Source organism: Anaerococcoides asporogena, assembly GCF_029590275.1.
Lineage (GTDB): Bacteria > Bacillota > Clostridia > Clostridiales > Clostridiaceae > JG1575.
On sequence record NZ_CP120965.1, the window covers coordinates 1,798,554 to 1,818,497 of the forward strand.

Annotated in this window: 15 protein-coding genes; all 15 read left to right on the forward strand. The window is 53.0% G+C overall.

Translation table 11 applies throughout. The features are described from left to right. The first annotated feature begins 8 nt into the window (after positions 1 to 8). The 15 genes from P6M73_RS08455 to nifS all read left to right on the forward strand — a co-directional run bounded on the left by P6M73_RS08455 (position 9) and on the right by nifS (position 19,903). Positions 9 to 683 carry a hypothetical protein gene (locus P6M73_RS08455; RefSeq protein WP_277855668.1) on the forward strand — a complete coding sequence of 225 codons (675 nt, stop codon included), beginning with the start codon at positions 9 to 11 and terminating at the stop codon, positions 681 to 683. Between the two features lie 74 nt (positions 684 to 757). Further along, positions 758 to 1,945 carry a M20 metallopeptidase family protein gene (locus P6M73_RS08460; protein ID WP_277855669.1) on the forward strand — a complete coding sequence of 396 codons (1,188 nt, stop codon included), beginning with the start codon at positions 758 to 760 and terminating at the stop codon, positions 1,943 to 1,945. A gap of 417 nt (positions 1,946 to 2,362) precedes the next feature. Beyond that, positions 2,363 to 4,930 (forward strand): tetratricopeptide repeat protein, encoded by a 2,568-nt coding sequence (locus tag P6M73_RS08465; protein ID WP_277855670.1) that lies wholly within the window; start codon positions 2,363 to 2,365, stop codon positions 4,928 to 4,930. 262 nt (positions 4,931 to 5,192) lie between these two features. After that, the gene (locus P6M73_RS08470; RefSeq protein WP_277855671.1) at positions 5,193 to 6,194 is read left to right on the forward strand and encodes an NAD-dependent epimerase/dehydratase family protein; all 1,002 of its coding nucleotides are present in this window, start codon (positions 5,193 to 5,195) and stop codon (positions 6,192 to 6,194) included. 108 nt (positions 6,195 to 6,302) lie between these two features. Then, a complete protein-coding gene (locus tag P6M73_RS08475) occupies positions 6,303 to 7,391 on the forward strand; it encodes an O-acetyl-ADP-ribose deacetylase (protein WP_277855672.1) in 1,089 nt (362 codons plus the stop codon). 120 nt (positions 7,392 to 7,511) lie between these two features. Further along, positions 7,512 to 8,522, forward strand: a complete 1,011-nt coding sequence (locus P6M73_RS08480) for a glycosyltransferase family 2 protein (protein WP_277855673.1) — start codon at positions 7,512 to 7,514, stop codon at positions 8,520 to 8,522. A gap of 497 nt (positions 8,523 to 9,019) precedes the next feature. Then, positions 9,020 to 9,703: a vWA domain-containing protein gene (locus P6M73_RS08485; protein ID WP_347276322.1), complete on the forward strand. Its 684-nt coding sequence runs from the start codon at positions 9,020 to 9,022 to the stop codon at positions 9,701 to 9,703. A gap of 181 nt (positions 9,704 to 9,884) precedes the next feature. After that, positions 9,885 to 10,571, forward strand: a complete 687-nt coding sequence (locus P6M73_RS08490; RefSeq protein WP_277855674.1) for a hypothetical protein — start codon at positions 9,885 to 9,887, stop codon at positions 10,569 to 10,571. A gap of 390 nt (positions 10,572 to 10,961) precedes the next feature. After that, positions 10,962 to 14,255 carry a M14 family metallopeptidase gene (locus P6M73_RS08495; RefSeq protein WP_277855675.1) on the forward strand — a complete coding sequence of 1,098 codons (3,294 nt, stop codon included), beginning with the start codon at positions 10,962 to 10,964 and terminating at the stop codon, positions 14,253 to 14,255. A gap of 429 nt (positions 14,256 to 14,684) precedes the next feature. After that, positions 14,685 to 15,365, forward strand: a complete 681-nt coding sequence (locus P6M73_RS08500; protein ID WP_277855676.1) for a DUF969 domain-containing protein — start codon at positions 14,685 to 14,687, stop codon at positions 15,363 to 15,365. A 14-nt stretch (positions 15,366 to 15,379) separates the two neighbouring features. Further along, complete coding sequence (locus P6M73_RS08505; protein WP_277855677.1) at positions 15,380 to 16,324, forward strand: DUF979 domain-containing protein; 945 nt, start codon at positions 15,380 to 15,382, stop codon at positions 16,322 to 16,324. 137 nt (positions 16,325 to 16,461) lie between these two features. After that, positions 16,462 to 17,106, forward strand: coding sequence for a pyroglutamyl-peptidase I (pcp, locus tag P6M73_RS08510; protein ID WP_277855678.1), 645 nt, complete (start codon positions 16,462 to 16,464; stop codon positions 17,104 to 17,106). 429 nt (positions 17,107 to 17,535) lie between these two features. Further along, positions 17,536 to 18,072 (forward strand): hypothetical protein, encoded by a 537-nt coding sequence (locus P6M73_RS08515; protein ID WP_277855679.1) that lies wholly within the window; start codon positions 17,536 to 17,538, stop codon positions 18,070 to 18,072. Between the two features lie 175 nt (positions 18,073 to 18,247). After that, a complete protein-coding gene (locus P6M73_RS08520) occupies positions 18,248 to 18,700 on the forward strand; it encodes an RrF2 family transcriptional regulator (RefSeq protein WP_277855680.1) in 453 nt (150 codons plus the stop codon). Positions 18,701 to 18,703: 3 nt separating this feature from the next. Then, the gene (nifS, locus tag P6M73_RS08525; protein WP_277855681.1) at positions 18,704 to 19,903 is read left to right on the forward strand and encodes a cysteine desulfurase NifS; all 1,200 of its coding nucleotides are present in this window, start codon (positions 18,704 to 18,706) and stop codon (positions 19,901 to 19,903) included. Positions 19,904 to 19,944: the final 41 nt, after the last annotated feature.

Here is a 19,944-nt window from a genome sequence, read left to right on the forward strand (position 1 = left end):
GGAAGAACATGGAAAACAAAGAAGCTTTATACGAGCAGCATTTTACAAAACAGATCATCAAGTGGGGTCGTCTGACGAACCTGATCGCCATCCCACTGTGCTTCATTCCTGCCGGCGTCATGGCTCTGGTGTTCGGAGCAATGCCTCCCGTCGCTGACATCTTAAAGGGCTGGGTCCTGATCGCATCCATCTATGGCATCTACGCCATCGTTGAACCCATTTCCTACTTCCCGGTACTGGGTCTGCCCGGAACCTACATGTCCTTCCTCGCGGGAAACATCGGAAACATGCGTGTACCATGTTCTGCCGTGGCTCAGGAAGCTGTCGGCGTTGAGCCAGGCAGCAAGCGGGCAGAGCTCGTTTCCACCCTGGGTATCGCCGGATCCATCATCACCAACCTGATCGTTGTGACCATCGCAGCTGTGGGCGGAGCCGCCATCATGAGCGTCATGCCTCCCATCGTGATCGAAGGCTTCAAGTATGTATCCACTGCCATCTTCGCCGCTGCCTTTGGCATGTATGCTGTCAAGAAACCGATTCTGGCCGTTTTTGCTCTGGCTCTTGGATTATTCCTGGTCGTCGTGGTCAAAGTTATTCCGGTCTACTTCATGATTCCGATCGTTGTCTTCAGTACGGTTGGTTTTGGATTCTTCCTCAACAGCCAGCAGGCGAAAAAAGCGTAACCATTACAGGATCTTCTCCCGGGTTACCCCCGGGAGAAGATCCTGATATTTTTTTTGACCATAAGGAGGTTTCAATGGACATCACAAGATTAATGGATGAAGTCAAAGACGAACTGATTCGTTGGAGACGGGATCTGCATCAGATTCCGGAACAGGGAAACGAACTGCCCCAGACGGTGGCATATGTCACTGGAGTCCTGGATTCACTGGGCATTGAGTACAAGACCAATGTCGGCGTGAATTCCTCAATCGTGGCCACCATCACCGGAACCGGAGCCGGCAACGGCAAAGTCATCGCCCTGCGCGCTGACATGGACGCTCTTCCGGTTGTGGAAGACACAGGTCTGCCCTTTGCTTCCACTAACGGCAGCATGCATGCCTGCGGCCATGACGGTCACACCTCAATCCTGCTGGCAACGATCAAAGTCCTGAATTCCATGAAGGATCAGTTCGGCGGAACCATCAAGTTCCTGTTCCAGCCGGGTGAAGAAGTCTCAGCCGGAGCCCGTCCGATGGTTGAAGGCGGCGTGCTCAAGAACCCCGACGTTGACTGCATCCTGGGTCTGCATATCGGTCATCTCAGCGATGACAGCAAACCAGGCACGTTCTCCTTCCGGCAGGGCCCCATGATGGCATCTCTGGACCGCTTTACCCTGAAAGTCAAGGGCAAAGGTTCACACGGCGCTTATCCGCACCAGTCCAAGGACACCATTGTCATCGCCAGCTACATCGTAACCGCTCTGCAGGAGATCATCTCCCGTGAAATCGAGCCGGCTGAGCCAGGCGTTGTTACCATCGGCAAATTCCATGCCGGAACCACCTACAATGTCATCCCCGGTGAAGTTGAAATCGAAGGAACCGCCCGCGCAGTGACCGCAGAAACCCGTGCTATGCTGGAAACCCGCATCGGTGAAATTGCAGAAAGCATTGCCAAAGCATTCCGCGGCAGTGTGGAATTCAAATACTTCCGCGGCGCTCCTCCGCTGATCAATGACAGCGAAATTACTGCCAAGGCCTATGAGTCCGCCAAGGAACTCTTCGGCGAAGACCGCGTACTCTACATGACCAAACCGGTCATGGGCGGAGAAGACTTTGCTGAATACCTGCAGGAAGTACCCGGAACCTTTATCTTCTTTGAAAACCCGATGGCCATTGACGGTGTCTGCTATCCCCACCACAACGCGAAGTTCGCGATTGATGAGGATCTGCTCCCCTCCGGTGTCGGCCTGTTTGTCAAAGCGGCTCTGGATCTGCTGAAATAGTCCAAAGCAAGGGTTGATTCATTGGCATTTGTTGTAATCACTGGAAAGTGATGCAGCTGCTGTTTGCTGATAATTCAAAGAAAAAGTGCTCTGGAATATCAAAAGATAAAAACAACCAACATTAACAAAAGACAAACTGCGGTCATCGCAGAATTCAATGGAAGTCCCCGGGAAATCTGAACCAGGTTTCCCGGGGACTTCCATCAGTTTTTGCTTTAAGAAATCATTAGACGACAGAAAAATTCAATTTGATAAACGGAGATGCTATTAATCGTGATGAATCATTTGAATTATTAAAGAAAGTGGGTGTTTGTAATGTAATTTATAAACATATTGATTTTATTAAAAGGATTACAAAAATAATCGATGAAATGATAACATATATTTAAATATAAATACATATGACAGGGGTGTTCTATGAGAAAAACTTTTCTGGTCCTTCTGGTCGGTCTGTTCCTGGTGACTGGCTGCAGCTCTTCCCTTGATTCCTCCACAGTTAACTCGGTAAATGTAGGCAGCAATCCGGACGGGTACCAGGGGGTGCCCAATCTGTCCATGAAAGTCCATGAATATACCTCCAAGTACAATGAGTTAATCCGAGCACAATTTCTCACAGAACAGAAAGTGGATCAGGTGGGGGACGACTACTATATCGGTTCGGCCAAAAAAGTACTGGAAGGGACTCTGCTAAACCCGTCGACAGCAGTCTACAATGAATCCAGAGTCCTCGAGAAGGATCCATACGGGCGAGCAATCATTCACCTGGATGTATCCGGGCAGAATGCCTTTGGCGGTTACGCCAGGAATGATTTTTACGTTTGCATTACCAAAATGGACAAGAAAGGGAATTTCGAATACTCCTCGACGTTCAGTCAAGTGAAGGAATATTCGAGTATTCCTGTGCTGAAAATCATGAATCAATTCGGACTCCATCCGATGGAATCCAAAATTGAGGGCGTGATGATACCGGATGGGACGATGATCGCGGATGAAACCATTCATCTGACAAAAACGCAGGACTTACTGATGTCGAGCTTTGTGAATGAGGATGTTGTCATCGGGATTTATTCTGACTCAGCCCTGGGAAATGTTTCCGCGGTTACCACCGGTGTTTCGAACTACAATCCAACCGGCGAGGAGTACCGAGAGACCAGCAATGGAGTGTTCCGTTCAGCGATCAGGACCCTGACTGGCATGACTGACAAGGAAGCTGGAAAGATCCTGGCCAGAATTCTGGAGAGCAAAGACCTGATTCCTTCTAACAATCCCGCCTTCTTCCAGGATCAGCTGCTGTACGAGATGAATAAAACACAAAACGGCCTGGAGCTGACCATCACAGCCATCAGCAAATCAGATTATAAAGCGGGCTTCTATTGGACGCCGAATACCACAGGAACGTTCCAGACTCGGCTGATTGACCGCTATCTCCAGGAAAAAGACTATGAGGGCACCATACTGCTGATGGACCGTCTGCTGCTGAATGATGACCGCAAATCTCAGGCTTTCTATGGGAAAGCGGAACAGCTGCTGGCATCAAACCAGCTGTCCGAAGCGGCCGAATACTTTGATAAGGTTGGTTCCTACCGTGATGCCCCTCAGCGGAAACTGGAAGTTTACTATAAAGCAGCCTTAGGGAAGCTCGAAGAAAAGGACTACGCGTCTGCCATCGATTTCTTTGGAAAAGCCATGTCCTATCAGGACAGTGCGGAGAAATTGAAAGAATCCAACTATTTGCTTGCCGTGCAGTACAAAGAGCTTAAGGACTATGAGAAGGCAATTCCGCATTTCCAAAATGCCGGAAATTATTCGGACGCAGCCGATCAGTTCCTGGAGTCAAATTATCTTTATGGCGAGCAGTTGCTGACTTCCGGCCTGGCTGATGAGGCAGCCGTTTATTTCAAGGCCGCAGCGGGTTATCAGGATGCTGCCGGAAAAATTCCGGAATATCATTACCTTCAAGGCAAGCAGAAGGCGGAAATTAAGGATTACCAGGGGGCCATTCTCCATTTTGAAACAGCGGGAGATTATCAGGACGCGAAGGATCACCTGATTCAGTGCAATTATCTTCTGGGGGTTGAACTGCTGGGGCAAGGCCAGGCCGATCAGGCAAGACCATATTTTGATCAGGCCGCGGGATACAAGGACGCAGACACGATCATCCTGGCATGGCATTATGACCTGGCATCGAAATCCCTCGAACAGAAAGAATATGAGTCAGCCCTGGAACAATTTTCGGAGGCAGGTGACTATTTGGACGCTCTCCAGAAAGTGCAGCAGTGTCAGTATGAAATCGGCAAACAGCAAATGGAACAGGGCAGAGTAGAAGAGGGAATAGAGACCCTTCTGCAATGCAAAGACTATAAAGATGCCAATGAGATCATTTTGAACCATTACTACACCAGGGGCCTGGCAAAATTTGACGACTATCTCGAAGCCCTGAATGGCGATTATTACGAAGCGGAAGAATTCGGTAAGGCAGCAATGACATGGTTTGATCAATGCGAGGGCTATAAGAATACCAATACGATCATACAGGCGATGGCCAGCCTGGAGCGATTCCGCATCGGATCCTTCGATATCGAAACAGGTGGGAGCAATACACTGACTCCCTTTGAGGCTGAACTCAAGGAGGGCAAAATTCATCTCTACATCGAACAATATTTCTACAGCAGCGCCACCACACCGCTGGAACTGACCTGTTCTCCGGATATGAGTGAGTTCCAGATCAAAATCTCCAAAATCTTCTCCAATCACTTAAGAGACTATGAGGCATTGAATCGGATGACCTTCCTGGTTGGCTTGTTTACCGAAAAGTTTGACAACCAGGAACTGTACGCCTATCTGGAAGATCCGGATCACTGGACAGCAACCGATCAGGGCGAAAAGCTTGACATCAAGTTTGATGGTTTCAAGCTCAACTTTCAGCATAAGGCCGTGGACAGCATGCACATCGACGCTTATATTACTGGAAAAAAGCTTGATTAATCTGCTTGCAGCATAAAACCAATGCCACCGGGGACTGATTTCAATTCATTGAAATCAGTCCCCGATTCGTTCGGTCAGGAAATATCTGCACCGTCGGACATCCCAGCTTAGACGAATCGAGTTTCCATCCTCCGAGTTTCCATCCTCCGTGTTTCCAGCATCCGGGTTTCCAATTTCTGTGTTTCGCCCCTCCCGGGTTCAATCACGGTTTGTTCAAAAATTAGCGGTAGAATAGAAGCATCAAAGAACAAGGAGGCCGGACATGGAACCCGTATATGTGGTCACCGGAGCGGCCGGTCATTTGGGCAATGTCGTGGTCAGAGAACTTCTGGCGAAGAAGCGGCGGGTCTGGCAGTTTCTTCTGGAAGGCGAGCAGAGCGTGGTCGAGGGTACCGAGCGGATCTTTTCCGGAGATGTCACAATCTGCTCCAGCCTGATTCCGCTGTTCGAAGCCCTGGCCCGGGAGCAGGCAGTAGTGATTCACTGCGCCGGCATTGTGTCGATCCGATCAGAGCACTCCGACAAACTGAAGGAAGTCAATGTGGGCGGTACCAGAAACATCGTGGATCTGTGCGTGGAATTCGGGGTTTCGCAGCTTATTTATGTCAGCTCGGTTCATGCCATCCCGGACTCTGTGGGGGGATCCATCATCCGGGAAATCACATCCTTTTCGCCCGATCAGGTGGTGGGCCAGTATGCCAAAACCAAGGCAGAAGCCTCCGCCTATGTACTGGCAGCAGCCTCCCGCGGACTGGCTGTCAAGGTCGTGCATCCTTCGGGAATCATCGGTCCCTATGATTATGGCCATGGCCACATGACCCAAATGGTTCTGGATTACTGTGCCCACCGCCTGATTGCCGGCATGAGCGGCGGCTATGATTTCGTGGATGTCCGCGATGTTGCCCGAGGCATCATCGCCTGTGCCGACCGGGGCCGGCCCGGAGAATGCTACATTCTGTCCAATCGTTATTTCGAAATCAGGGAGATCCTGAATCTGCTCAGTGAAATCACAGGCAAACAGAAGATCCGGTCCTATCTCCCCACCTGGTTTATCCGGCGAACCGCCCCGCTGGCGGAACTGTATTACCGTCTGCGCCATGAGTCCCCGCTGTTCACGAGCTATTCAATAGAGACTCTCACGGCGGACAATCACTATTCCCATGACAAAGCCGCCATGGAACTCGGCTTCCAGACCAGAGACATGCGGCAGACGCTTTATGACACCTGGCAGTGGCTGGCAGCGCAGGGGCGAATCAAGCGCTAATCAGGTAGAGACTATAGGCGAAGCTGTCCGACTCGTTTGGTATTATGAAAGCAGAAATCCAGATCAATCCAGATCAATCCAGATCAATAACGAAAGGGAAGGGAAATCATGCCGTTACAAATCAAATTTGGAGACATAACAAAACAGGATGTCGATGCCATCGTCAACGCGGCGAACAACTCCCTGCTGGGCGGCGGCGGAGTGGATGGAGCGATTCATCGGGCAGCCGGCCCGGAACTTCTCGCGGAATGCCGCACCCTGGGAGGCTGTCCGACTGGCGAAGCGAAAATCACCGGCGGATACCGGCTCAAAGCACGTCATGTCATCCATACCGTGGGGCCCGTCTGGCAGGGGGGCTGGAAAGGGGAGGAACTGCTCCTGCGCTCGGCCTACCGCCGGTCACTGGAACTGGCCCGGGACAACGGACTGGAGTCCGTTGCCTTTCCCCTGATTTCCTCAGGCATTTACGGGTACCCCAAAGCCGAAGTCCTGAAAGTGGCGATATCGGAAATCACAAACTTCCTGGAAGAGACGGACCTGGCCGTAGATCTGATCATCTATGATCGGGAGAGCTTTCAGCTGTCTCCGGATCTGGTGGAGGACATCAGCTCCTATCTGGAAGATCAGTTTGAGGACCAGCTGGCAGAAGCTGCCCAAATCGTGGAACATCCGGAGGATGCAGCCCGCAAGCTGCGCCGACGCTCCCTGCAGGAGAGAAATCTGGAGGACCCGGTTTCATTGCTTACCCTGGATCGGGTGGAGCAGAGCCGGCCGCCGGAAGGACCGAACGGCCAAAGGGAACACTATGAGGTTCCACGCCGCAAGGCGGAAACCCTGGAGGACTACCTGAACCGTCCCTGGGAAAGCTTTTCCGAACGACTGCTGCGCCTGATCGATGACCGGGGAATCAGCGACGTACTGGCATACAAACGAGCCAACCTGGATCGCAAGCTGTTCTCCAAGATTCGCAGCAATCCCAACTATCAGCCCAGCAAAGCCACCGTGCTGGCCTTTGCGATTTCTCTGAAGCTGTCGCTGGAGGAAACCCGGGAACTGCTTCGCACCGCCGGCTATGCCCTGTCTCCGGCCAGCCGGTCGGATCTGATCGTGGAGTACTTTATTCGCAGTGAAATCTACGACATTCACGAAATCAACCAGGCACTGTTCTACTTTGGGCAGGCCCTGCTGGGCGCCTGATTCCAGGGTTAACATTGCAGAAGCTTTTAATTGATGCGATGTGGCTGGCATTCATTGGAGTCCGATCCAGCTGGCCATTTTGAACTCTTGTCAACTCCAATTCAGACCGGGAGGTGCTCCATGACCTGCAGTGTGATCGTCCCCATCCGAAACAGCGAATCGTTTCTGAACCGATGCCTCAACAGCATTCTGCGACAGACCTGGACTGACTGGGAACTCCTGTTGATTGATGATGCCTCATCTGACCGAAGCCTGGAGATCTGCTTCAACTATGCCGAATTTGACCCGCGGATCCGGGTGCTGACGCTGGATGGCCGGGGGCCAGGTGCTGCCCGCAACGCAGGCCTTGAGGCCATGCGCGGGGACACCGTGTGCTTTGTGGATTCGGATGACTGGATCGAACCCGACATGCTGGAAGTAATGTGGAACGCACTTCAGCGAACCGGGAGCAATGCCGCGCTGTGCGGCTACCAAAAGGAGTATCCGGATCATGTCAAAACCATGGAGATCCCCTGGCCCGAAGCGGAGCTGAATCAGGTCCAGATCCAGAATGAGGTGATTCCGGCTCTCCTGGGTCCGGATCATCTGATGGGAACACCCACCGTCTTTATGGGCAGCGTCTGGCGGCTGATGATCCAAACCGAGGAGATCACCCGACGCAGGCTGCGGTTTCCGGAGGATCTGCACATCATGGAAGATCTGCTGTTTACCATGACCTTATTCCTTCCACTACCGAAGCTGGCATTGGTTCATCAGCCGCTTTACCATTACCTGATCCATCCTCAATCACTGGTTCACCGCCATGAAAGCCATCTGTATGAAGTGCGCAAGGCAGTCCAGCACCGGCTGGAAGAAGTGCTGAAATCCTATTGGAACGACCAGCTGGCCACCCGGCTCAATATCCGGTATCTGCTGTTTACCAAGACAGCTTTGGAGCGCGAAGCGACCTTCCCGGAACAGACCCCGGAAGAAAAGATGGATCGGATCAAGCAGATCCTGATGGATGACGAACTCAGCCAACGCCTCACGGCCGTTGATCTTGAGGATCTTCCCCAATCGGAACAGGAACTCTATCAAGCCATGGCAAGGCAGGATGCCCCAGCCATCCTGATCCATTTTCTCAAGGACTGACGTTCCGGAATGGACTGTTCCTTACGGATTCCTTATGACGGACTCTTCATGACGGACTCTTCATGACGGACCTTTCCTTTTGGGCCGGCATTGGCTCAGGTCTTTGTTCTGGAATTCAGGTAGTGCTCCAGATAGAATCAAGGGAGTGCTCCAGATAGAATCAAGGGAGTGTTCCAGATAGAATCAAGGGAGTGTTTCAAATAGAATCCCGAAAGTGTATCAGCTGGAATCCAGGCATTAAGAGAGCTGGGACCCAGACAGTCTGCACAGGAAAGCCAGAAAAACAGCCCTGTTGATAATGAATCATATACTATTTGCAGTGGATTCTGCGGATCTGGCCGATACGAGGCGGATCCGGAGGATTCACTGCCTTTTCATTGATCCCTCCGTGCTTGGTTCTCAAATGTCGCCTGGCAGGCGACCTGATCCCTCCGGTTCTTTGCTACAGTGAATACAACGAACGACGAATTTTTGAAAGATCCAGGAGGAAAGAATCAATGAAACAGCAAAATGAAGGGAAAAAGAAAAGGACTGAGGCAGCGGCTATGGGTAGTGAACAGACAGAAGTAGTTTTCATTCTGGATCGGAGCGGATCCATGAGCGGACTGGAAAGTGATACCATCGGCGGATACAACAGCATGCTGAAAAAACAGACGGAAGAACCGGGCACGGCCTGGATCACGACGGTTTTGTTCGATGACAGGGTGGAACTGCTCCATGATCGGATCCCCCTGGCTGAAATGCTGCCGATAACGGATAAAGAATACTATGTCCGAGGTTCCACCGCTTTGCTGGACGCCATCGGTTATTCCATCCAGAAGGTCAGTCTGAGCCAGAAACTGGCACCGGCCAAGGCCCGAGCCAGCCGGATCCTGTTCGTCATTACCACGGATGGGTACGAGAATGCCAGCCGGGAGTATTCCTACGACAAGATCCGGAATCTCATTCTGGAGAAAAAGCAGAAGGACGGGTGGGAGTTCCTGTTCCTGGGCGCCAATATTGATGCGGTGGCAGAGGCTGCCAAGTTCGGCATTGAGCGGGATCGGGCCGTGAAATTCACCAACAGCTCCAGAGGCGTCAACCTGAATTACGCGGTGGTGAGCGATGTTGTCAGCAACTACCGCCAGGGAAACCTTATTACCAAAGACTGGAAGGATTCCATCGAGACGGATGAAGAATAGACGAGTCGAGCCGGAAATTAGTTTCAGGCAAAAGGAACGTCGAGATTTGCAGCAGCAGTGAATCGGGCAGCGATGAGGGAAAACAATCGTTAAAACCTGCTGTATAGAAAAAGGCAGGGAAGGCATAATCACCTGAAAGAAACAGAAACATCTCAAAGGAACACGATCACGGAGGTTATGCATGGATCAAGAGGAACTGATCAAACAGATCGAAAAAGAAAAGCGGAAAAAAGCAGAGTTGGATAATGGGGTCAGAAAAAAGTTCGATGAGGAACGGGCCAGGCTCATCCTGGCTCAGATCTTTCCGGAGGAGCTGACGGATACCGTCTTGTCGGATCGGCCTGACATTCAGACCAAGGATGGGCGAATCGGCATCGAAGTGACGGATGCCACCCTTCGGCCGGTCAGGCAGAATCTGGCCATGGTCAGCCGCATCACGGGAAAGACGCGGGATCAACTGAACCGCCATGAAACCGCCTATCTGGGACAGGATCATGTGAATGATTCAGACTGGCAGGGAATGACACTCCCTGGTTTTGCGCTCTGGGGGCCTACGGTGGATTATGCCGCAGCCTATCAGAAAAAAGTGGAGAGCATGCAAAAAGAAGGCTATGGCAGCTTTGAGAAAAATGGTCTGTTCATCTACTCCATGATCGGAGCGGAGGATTCAGAAGTCCAGGCGTTTATCCAGCAGGTCCAGTCCGATGAAGCGAATCCCTACGATCTCATCCTGCTCTGCTTTGAGCACAGCCTGAGAACAATCCAGTATAAGCCCGCAGAGGTCCGGGATTATCCCCTGACCGCCGAGCTCTGGCACAGTGTCAACCACGCTGCGTTTCTGACCGCAGTTGGAATTGAGTACGAGTAGTTTTATCCGAAAGAGAACTAAACAGAGCAGGAGCACCGGCAGCCAGTCCATAAGACAGGCAGCCGGTGTTTTGCCTTATTCTTATCCCATACTCTATTGCCTCGTTCGTCAGCCAAGCTCTTTCAGATATAGAGAATGGCCTGCTGATCCAAAATGCGGGATGAACTGAAGCAGGAATCCTGGGTATTCCTTGGCTTTTGTCGCCATCTAGAACATCCACAAGTCCAAACAGTCAGGAAGTCCGCAGGGGAATCTCATGCAACTTCATGAGCGCCAAGGACATAAGTTCTGTATAATGATCAGTGAGTTACACAATCATTGATCAATTTGCAGATTTAGTGGACAAGCGCATGGTCAATGAGCAAGTCAGTGGAAGGAAAGGGAAAGGGCATGAAGGAAACAGATCGAATCAGGATTGAACCGAATTTGACCCGGGCACAGGTCGGGGAGCTGCTGGAATGTTGTCTCCTGTTGGGATTTGAGGCGGAACAGGCAGTGTTTCCGGTGACTGCGACTAAGGGGGACGGGAAGGCTGTGTCGCTGGCGGAGCTGGTAGCTGAGCGGAGTCACCGGACAGCGGATGTGCCGACTGGTTTTCAGTCCGCCACCCGTCAGGCTCGACCGATTCCGGAGCTGGACTGGCGCAGGCGCAAGGGGCTTGAGACACTTTTCTCGATCGGGGAATTTCTGATCGATCAGAATCATGATCAGCTGGCGGACCAGCTGAACTTTAAAATCCGCCTGCCCCTGGAGTTCAGTTGGCATCAGGCCGCCGCCTCGGCCAACCTGGCTTATCGCTTCGGCATGGATACCACTGCCTATGAGGGTCCCATCCTGGCGGAACCGGACTGGGAGGGGAATGTGATTGAATTCATCCCCGGGGAAGTCTGCCGCCTGACCTGGGAGGAGGGAACCGGCTGTCGGGTCCTCATCGAAGGGGACGGGGAAGACCTGGTGGAACTGATGGCTCAAATATGCAGCCGCTTCCCCGAGGCAGGGCCAGGGATCCCCTGGATCCAGCTCCTGCAGCAGATGACTGACAGCCTGGCGCTGCGGGATCTGGATGGTCAGCTGGCGAAAGTGCGGGCACTGCAGAAACAGGGTCTGGATGATCTTCAGGTGTCGGCTTCCTCTGAGCTGCGAAGCCGAGTTCAGGAAACAGAACGGGATTTTCCCGGGGTAACGTTTGTCGATCATAAGGCGCCTCGTTCGCTGTGGGAACAATCCGTTGACCTGACCTGGGAAGTTCAGGATCTGCTGGATCTTCTGGAACGGGACGTGTATCCCAGGGTAACACCGGGAGATGAGGTGGTGCTGGAAGCCTGTCTCAGTGAGGACTATGCCGTCCGCGCCACAACCAGCCAGCTGATTCAAGATCACATCCATTCGCTGGGAGCCGGGTGTCGGATCCAGCTGCTGTGCGCCTACAAGCAGGGCTACTCCTGGCTGGAAGAAGCAGTGTTGCCCCAAGTCCGAAACCTGCCGATCCATGAGGTGCTGATTCGGTTTCGGCCATTACTGGCCCCCGGAATCAGTGACTGGGGCGATGTCGACGGGGCCGTCCCAAGCTACCAGCTAGGCGGCGGGAATCCGGAGCGCTGGCTGGATTTGCCCATCCGCCATCTGCAGGAACTATATCCGGCCCATGATCTGGTGACCGATGCTCTGGGCCTGGCCCCGGGTTCGGTCCGGTTTGAGGCGATGGAAGATTCGACCGACTCAGAGGGAGCAACCTATCAGTTTGTCGGCCGGAATAAAGCCGGTGACATGGTGCATGAAGCGGCCTATACCGCCAGCTGGAGCGAGCGCCCGTACCTGACCGGGTATCCGGGAATGGGCCTGGTTCATCCGCCCACCGGTCATCTGCGGGTTTGGATCAACGGCACCAGGACCGTGGATCAGCGAATCACGACCGATCTGGAGAAAGTCTGGGACAGTTACCAGAATGAGATCCTGCCGCGGGTCCGGGAAACGATACTGACTCGTAATGGCACGGTAAGGGCCCAGGATCAGCCGTTTTTTACCCGGCTCGAGCTGGATGTGACCCTGAGTGAGCCCGATTTTGCCCTTCCCTGGCGCCAGGATATGATCTCCTCGCTCAATGCCCTGCATGAGGACCTCTACTTTGTCGGCAGCGATTACTTCAGACAGCTGGGACTGGAGCATGGCGATGCGGGCATCGATGCGCCGGGACTGATCCTGCCGCTGATTCATCAGGGGCAGGGGAAGCCGCAACTGACGGTTCAGCTGCTTCAGGCAGCGGATGTCGCTCCCTGCATCCGACAGGGCGGACAGATCCTCGCAGGACCCCTGGAACGAAAAGACATCGGCCTCTGGCTGCAGGGACTCAGCCAGACCGATGGCCGGCTGACGGCCCATCTTCAGACGGATTATACGGATGGGGATTTTCTCCAGGCCTATCTGGAGCTGCTGGCACAGGGCAGCCTGTCAGTCAACCGAATCCTGGACGGCGTGAATGCCCTGAGCCTGACTACGCCGGCGGGGGAGTGGAGCACCGTCCTGCCCGCCCGACTGGTTCGGGAGAAAACCGTAAAGATCACGGAGCTGGACCTCATGGAAGATCGGGTCATCGGAGTCGAAGACTTTGAAGCGTTGACGGAATCCCTTCGCCAGGTTGGCGGCCTGAGTGTTTACCCCATCGCCACCTCCTATGAAGGACGCCCGATCTATGCCTTTGAACTGACCACGGAGGAACCGGGCTATACCTCAAGGACCCGGCGGCTGACCCGCTATCCTTCGCTCTATATCAATGCCCGGCATCATGCCAATGAGGTTTCCTCCACCAACGCAGCCCTGATGCTGCTGCGGGAACTCCTGACGGACGACCGGTGGCAGGGTCTGGCTCAGCGCCTGAATCTGGTGGTGGTCCCCCTGGAAAATCCCGACGGCACAGCCATCCACTATGAGCTGCAGAAGGAACATCCGACCTGGAAGCTCCATGTCGCCCGCTTCAATTCCATTGGCAAGGAATTCTACCGCGATCACTTCAATCCGGATACCATCCATACCGAAGCCATGGGCCTGACCCGCCTGTGGCACCGGATGCTGCCGGACCTGATGATCGACAATCATGGCGTTCCCAGTCATGAATGGGAACAGCCCTTCTCAGGCTATACCTCACCCGCCTACAAGGGATTCTGGATTCCTCGCTCCCTGCTCTACGGCTATTTCTGGACTGTGCGGGATGAGACCTGGCAGGAGAACATCCGGCTCAACCGCTCGGTGGAAGACGTCATCGCCCAGGCCATCCTGGCTGAGCCGGAACTGACCGCTCACAACGAAGCCTGGAAGGAGATCTTTGAAATCTATGCCCACCGCTGGATGCCGCGCCTGTTCCCGGCTGATTACTACAAGAATATGATCAATTACTGGATCGCTTTTGACCATGATCCGGCTCACCGCTATCCCTCCGTCCGCTTCCCCTGGATCACCAGCGTGGCCTATACCAGCGAAGTAGCCGATGAAACCGCCCAGGGAGAGTACCTGAGACTTTGCGCCAGAGCGCATCTCACCCATGACCTGGCCGTCATTGAGGAACTCAGCCATGCCGTCAGCCATTATGAAACAGAATGTTCCCTCCGGGACGGCGTCCTCCGGCTGAAGGACATCCGGCACCGGCCCCTCCGGTTTCGTTCGGACCCCGACTCCCGCCCGGTCGAGTAAACGGGGAGAAGATCGGCTTGGCGCAATTTGACGCCCCCGGATCAACCATGTTCAATCCATTCTTAAAAACTACTTCTGCCGTCCGTTCCCACCGGTGATGGGGACGGACGGTTCATTTCGGCAAAAGGATCTCTCGGGCTCTCAGCGGTCGGACTATCTGGGGCTCGCAATGGCCGTACCCAACCGGCTGGCCAGTGGCCTTACCCAACCGGAGGGGCAGTGGCAGTACCCGACCGGAGGCTTGATGTTAAGTTGTCAATCATGAGACCGTTTATGAGAATGTTAACTGAAACCGATTAGGAGGTAAGGGGGGTTGCGGATGTCTGAAATCTTGGAGGCAGCCCGTTTTTTATCGAAAATGGGCAATTTTCAACGGTTTATTGGGGTATAATGAATGTGAAATTTATATTTATATAAAGGAGTTATTTTATGGAACTGATCAAATTACTAGGGATCCTGATCGTGATCGTCGGTTTCGCGTTGAAGTTGGATTCTATCCTCATCGTTCTGGCGGCCGCCGTTGTGACGGCACTGGTCGGGGGAATTGGCGTGAACGGGCTGCTCGAGACACTGGGCAAGTCCTTTGTCGCAAACCGCGCCATGGCCATCTTCATTCTGATTATGCTGGTAACCGGCACCCTCGAGCGCAATGGGCTCAAGGAAGCTGCCGCCAAACTCATCGGCCGATTCAAAGGGGCTTCCCCTGGATTTGTCATTGGCCTTTACGGCATCATGCGCGGAATCTTCGGAGCCTTCAATGTCAGCTTTGGCGGCGTCGCCGGATTTGTTCGTCCGATCATCATGCCCATGGCAACCGGTGCCATTGAGTCCAAGGGAACGAAAGTTCACCCGGAACACCTGGAAGACATCAAGGGGATGGCTTCCGGCATGGAAAACATCGCCTGGTTCTTCTGTCAGGTTCTGTTTGTCGGTGGTTCAGGCGGTCTGCTGGTTCAGTCGACCCTCAAATCATTGGGTTATGAAGTGAGCCTGCTGGATCTGGTCAAGGTGGAAATTCCGGTGGCTATCACCGCGGTCACCGTGGCCATTGTGTACTACTATCTGAAAGACCGTAAGCTCCGTAAGAAGTATTACGGAACGACTGTATAAGGGGGATCGAAGCGATGACATTTTTTACGGATCCGAACGTACTGATCGGAGCAAAACTGCTGGAAGTCCTCTTTATCGTCATGGGTCTGATCGCCGTCTATACCGGAGTCAAGAATCTGACCGACAAAACCAATCCTTCGCCGCTGGGCACGGGCGTCTTCTGGATCACCATGGGCGTCGTTCTGGCCTTTGGCCGCTGGATTCCGAACCTGGTGAATGGAATTCTGATCATCATCATGACCCTGCCCGCCATTCTGCGCAAAGTCAGCAAAGGCCAGCAGAATGTTCCCACCGCGGAGCAGACCGGCGCGTCCTTTGAGCGCATCGGCATGAAAATCTTCCTGCCGGCGCTGGCTATCGGCTTCTTCGCCATTCTGTTCGCCATCTTCACCAAGCTCGGCGCACTGGTAGGAGTCGGGGCCGGCATCTTTGCTGCCATTCTGCTTCTGATGGTGTACTCCTCCAACAACAAGCCGCTGACCTTCCTCAACGATTCCGAGCGTCTGCTGTCAACGGTTGGACCCCTCTCCATGCTGCCCATGCTGCTGGCTTCCCTGGGTGCTATTTTCACGGCAGCCGGTGTTGGCGATGTCATTGCCAAGCTGGTTGGAAACGTCATTCCCCAGGGCAATGTGAACGTCGGTATCATCGTCTATGCTCTTGGCATGATGCTTTTCACCATGATCATGGGCAATGCCTTTGCCGCCATCACCGTCATGACCGTTGGAATCGGAGCTCCCTTCGTACTCGCCTACGGCGCCAACCCGGTACTCATCGGAATGCTGGCTCTGACCTGCGGCTACTGCGGCACTCTGATGACCCCCATGGCTGCGAACTTCAACATTGTTCCGGTGGCCATGCTGGATATGAAGGACCGGATGGGCGTCATCAAGAACCAGGTCATCCCGGCTCTGATCATGGTTACCTTCCAGATCGGCTACATGATTCTGTTCAAGTAGAGTGAACAGAGACTGAAACTGTAACTGAACCTGCAATCCCTTCCCGGAAGAGTACTTTCGGAGAAAGGATCCCTAACTATGAAAAAATGAAACTATGAAACTATGAAACTGAAATACGTTGAACAAAGGAGAACACGATGAAAATACTGATTACAGGATTTGATCCGTTTGGCGGAGAAAGCGTGAACCCGGCATTTGAGGCGGTCAAGCTGGTACCGGAGGAAGTGAAGGGAGCACAGGTCATTAAGCTGGAAATCCCCACCGTCTTTACTCGCAGCACCAAGGTTGTCGAGGATGCGATTTTGCTCCATCAGCCGGATGTTGTGCTGAACATCGGCCAGGCCGGCGGCCGTTCTCACATTACCGTGGAAAAAGTCGCCATCAATTTAGCCGAAGCCAGAATTCCGGACAATGACGGCGAACAGCCGCTGGATGCCAAGCTGGTGGAAGAGGGCGAAACCGCCTATTTTGCGACCATTCCGGTAAAAGCCATCGTGGCTCATCTGAAGGACAATAAGATTCCGGCCAGCATTTCCTATACCGCCGGAACCTATGTCTGCAACAGCATTATGTACAATGTGCTGCATCTGACCAAAACGAAATACCCCAACATCCGCGCCGGTTTCATCCACGTTCCGTTTGCCACCGAGCAGGCGGTTGACAAGCCGGTGGGCACCCCATTCATGTCTCTGGCAGAAATTGCCAAAGCGCTGGAGCTTTCCATCGAAGCCATCATCGCCAACGAAGTCGATGCCAAAGTCCAGATGGGAACCATCATGTAACCCAACCTTCAAAAACTAAAGCAAGAATTTGCGTCGAGCCCCATTCACTGGGGCTCGATTTTTGCTTGTCGATAACAATGGGCGAAGCGGATCGATTTTTAAGTACCTGTAGAAATAAATGATAATAGTAATACAATTTACATAAAAGAAGGATGCGGTATAAGAAATTGATCGCAATTGGATTGTGCAATAGGATTATGATCAGGGATTCCGGTTAGACCAATTGCAATCCCATTCGATCGGTTCACTGCTTCAGATGTCGAGGGAAGGGACGATCCGGTAGAAACTGTGATCAGAGCTGAATTCCAGAAAGGGGAACTTCTGATGAAATTCTTGATTGTTGTGTTATGTTTTTTAACGATGACGGGCTGCACGAAGTTTGGCTCCGCCAATAACCAGATGCCAAATGCCAGCAGCTCAGGAGGACAGGTGAACTCAAACGCGCAAACCCTGGCTGCGGGACAATCGTCTGCGGCTACGGCAGAGAGGATCAGTGCCATTCGAATCGGGGATCTTAAAATCGATGGAATCGTGAAGATTCGCGTGTGCGAAAGCCTGAATTATAATAATAAGGAGAATCAGCTGGTGGAGCTTTCACTGGAGGAGTCCAATCGCGTTGTGGAAGAGATGAATCAGCTGGTTCCAGAACAGTTGAACGGCCTGGCCGGCGCCAGCAAAACTTACGAGAAGGGGCGCTGGAATGTTCTGCTGGATCCTGCAGCAGCCTATCGCTTTCTGGAAGTAACCACCCAGTCCGGGGTATCGGTCATTAATTTGTTTGGACAGGATGAGATCATGAAGAATGCCTGGTTAACGGTTCTGAAGTCCGTGCCTTTTGCCAATGCCCCTCAGGCCGAATTGGATCGGGGGAATCTGGTGATGTATGACATTCACTATGAAGGATCGGTTGTTCTGAACAAGATGGTCATGGACTACGCTCAAAAGAATAAAAATAAAATGGCTTAACCCATTCAATTTCAGACGACTCAGGGACTCGCTGCCTGGGTCGTCGCTGCTTTTTTGTGCGTGAAGAAATCCGGAGTAAAAAAAGCTCAGCAAATGTTTGGATTCGATGAAGAATCGAATGTTGACATGAATAGTCGGAATACCTATAATTGTATTGTTGAGGAGGTGGGTCGGATTGAAACTGTCTACCAAAGGAAGATATGGGGTCAAAGCCATGGTGGATCTGGCGATTCATCAGGGAACCGAACCGGTATCCATTAAAAGTATCAGTCAGCGCCAGAATATCTCGGAATATTATCTGGAACAGCTGTTCGCACCGCTTCGTCGGGCAGAAATCATCAAGAGCATCCGGGGAGCCCAGGGCGGTTATGAACTGAATAAACCGGCCAGGGATATCACGGTGCTGGACATCATGAACATCCTGGAGGGTCCCATTGAGGTGTCCGACTGTCTGGACAGCGATGCCTGCAGCAACATTGACTGCTGTGCCACGCGGACCGTCTGGAAGAAGCTGAAGGATTCCATCGACAGCGTCATGGGCGCCATTACGCTGCAGGATATTGTGAATGACTATCATAAAAACAATGATTCCATCAATTTTATGACAACGGGGAAAGGGGATAACTAACCAATGGAACAGCAGCCGATTATATATATGGACAATGCGGCGACGACCAAAGTCAAAGATGAGGTCATCGCGGAGCTTTTGCCTTGTTATAACGAAATATACTACAATCCCTCATCGATCTATTCCCAGTCACGCCGGGCCAAAGCGCTCATGGACGTGGCTCGGCGGCGGGTCGCCAAAGCTCTGAACTGTTCACCGGATGAAGTGTATTTCACGGGGGGCGGATCCGAAGCGGACAACTTTGCCATAAAGGGCATCGCGTTCAAGAATCGGGAGAAGGGCAACCATATCATCACCACCACCATCGAGCATCATGCCGTCCTGCATACCTGCCAGTGGCTGGAAAAGCAGGGCTTTGAAGTAACGTATCTGCCAGTGGATAAAGACGGCTTTGTCACGGCTGCGCAGGTTGGCGAAGCCATCCGGGACAACACCATTCTGGTTTCCATCATGGCAGCCAACAACGAAATCGGCACCATTGAGCCCATCGCGGAAATCGGCGCCCTCTGCCGGGAAAAGAAGATTGCCTTCCACACCGACGCGGTGCAGGCCATCGGCCAGATTGCCATTGATGTCAAGGCGATGAACATTGATCTGTTATCTCTGTCCGGGCATAAAATCCACGCCCCCAAGGGCATCGGTGTTCTCTATGTCCGCAAGGGACTGCGCATCGACAATCTGGTTCATGGCGGAGCTCAGGAGCGCGGCCGCCGGGCCGGCACCGAGAATGTCGCCGGAATCGTTGCCCTGGGAAAAGCCATTGAAATGGCCACGGAGCAGCTGGAAGACCATACCCGCCGCATGAGCGCCATGCGGGACCGCCTGATCGAGGGCATCCTCCAGATTCCATATTCCCGTCTGAACGGACCGAGCGGCGACCGCCGTCTGTCCAACAACGTGAACATCATCTTTGAATTCATCGAAGGGGAAGGGATCCTGCTGAATCTCGATTTCGAAGGAATCTGCGCGTCCTCGGGCTCTGCCTGCACCTCCGGTTCTCTGGATCCGTCCCATGTCCTTCTGGCCATCGGACTGCCCCACGAACTGGCACACGGTTCCCTGCGCCTGTCTCTGGGAGATTTCAACACCGATGAGGAAGTAGAAAAAGTCATTTCTGTCCTGCCGGGCATCATAGAGACCCTGCGCAGCTACTCCCCGCTCTGGAACAACCACCTGAAGCAACTGAAGCAGCAGGGCCAGTAACCACCATTGGGACAGCTGCCGGCAGCCTCAGAAACTGCGCC

Coding starts and splice junctions, on each gene's coding strand:
- pcp (WP_277855678.1), top strand. CDS start 16,462: ATGAAAATACTGATTACAGGATTTGATCCGTTTGGCGGAGAAAGCGTG.
- P6M73_RS08470 (WP_277855671.1), top strand. CDS start 5,193: ATGGAACCCGTATATGTGGTCACCGGAGCGGCCGGTCATTTGGGCAAT.
- P6M73_RS08455 (WP_277855668.1), top strand. CDS start 9: ATGGAAAACAAAGAAGCTTTATACGAGCAGCATTTTACAAAACAGATC.
- P6M73_RS08465 (WP_277855670.1), top strand. CDS start 2,363: ATGAGAAAAACTTTTCTGGTCCTTCTGGTCGGTCTGTTCCTGGTGACT.
- nifS (WP_277855681.1), top strand. CDS start 18,704: ATGGAACAGCAGCCGATTATATATATGGACAATGCGGCGACGACCAAA.
- P6M73_RS08490 (WP_277855674.1), top strand. CDS start 9,885: ATGGATCAAGAGGAACTGATCAAACAGATCGAAAAAGAAAAGCGGAAA.
- P6M73_RS08505 (WP_277855677.1), top strand. CDS start 15,380: ATGACATTTTTTACGGATCCGAACGTACTGATCGGAGCAAAACTGCTG.
- P6M73_RS08500 (WP_277855676.1), top strand. CDS start 14,685: ATGGAACTGATCAAATTACTAGGGATCCTGATCGTGATCGTCGGTTTC.
- P6M73_RS08485 (WP_347276322.1), top strand. CDS start 9,020: ATGAAACAGCAAAATGAAGGGAAAAAGAAAAGGACTGAGGCAGCGGCT.
- P6M73_RS08495 (WP_277855675.1), top strand. CDS start 10,962: ATGAAGGAAACAGATCGAATCAGGATTGAACCGAATTTGACCCGGGCA.
- P6M73_RS08480 (WP_277855673.1), top strand. CDS start 7,512: ATGACCTGCAGTGTGATCGTCCCCATCCGAAACAGCGAATCGTTTCTG.
- P6M73_RS08475 (WP_277855672.1), top strand. CDS start 6,303: ATGCCGTTACAAATCAAATTTGGAGACATAACAAAACAGGATGTCGAT.
- P6M73_RS08460 (WP_277855669.1), top strand. CDS start 758: ATGGACATCACAAGATTAATGGATGAAGTCAAAGACGAACTGATTCGT.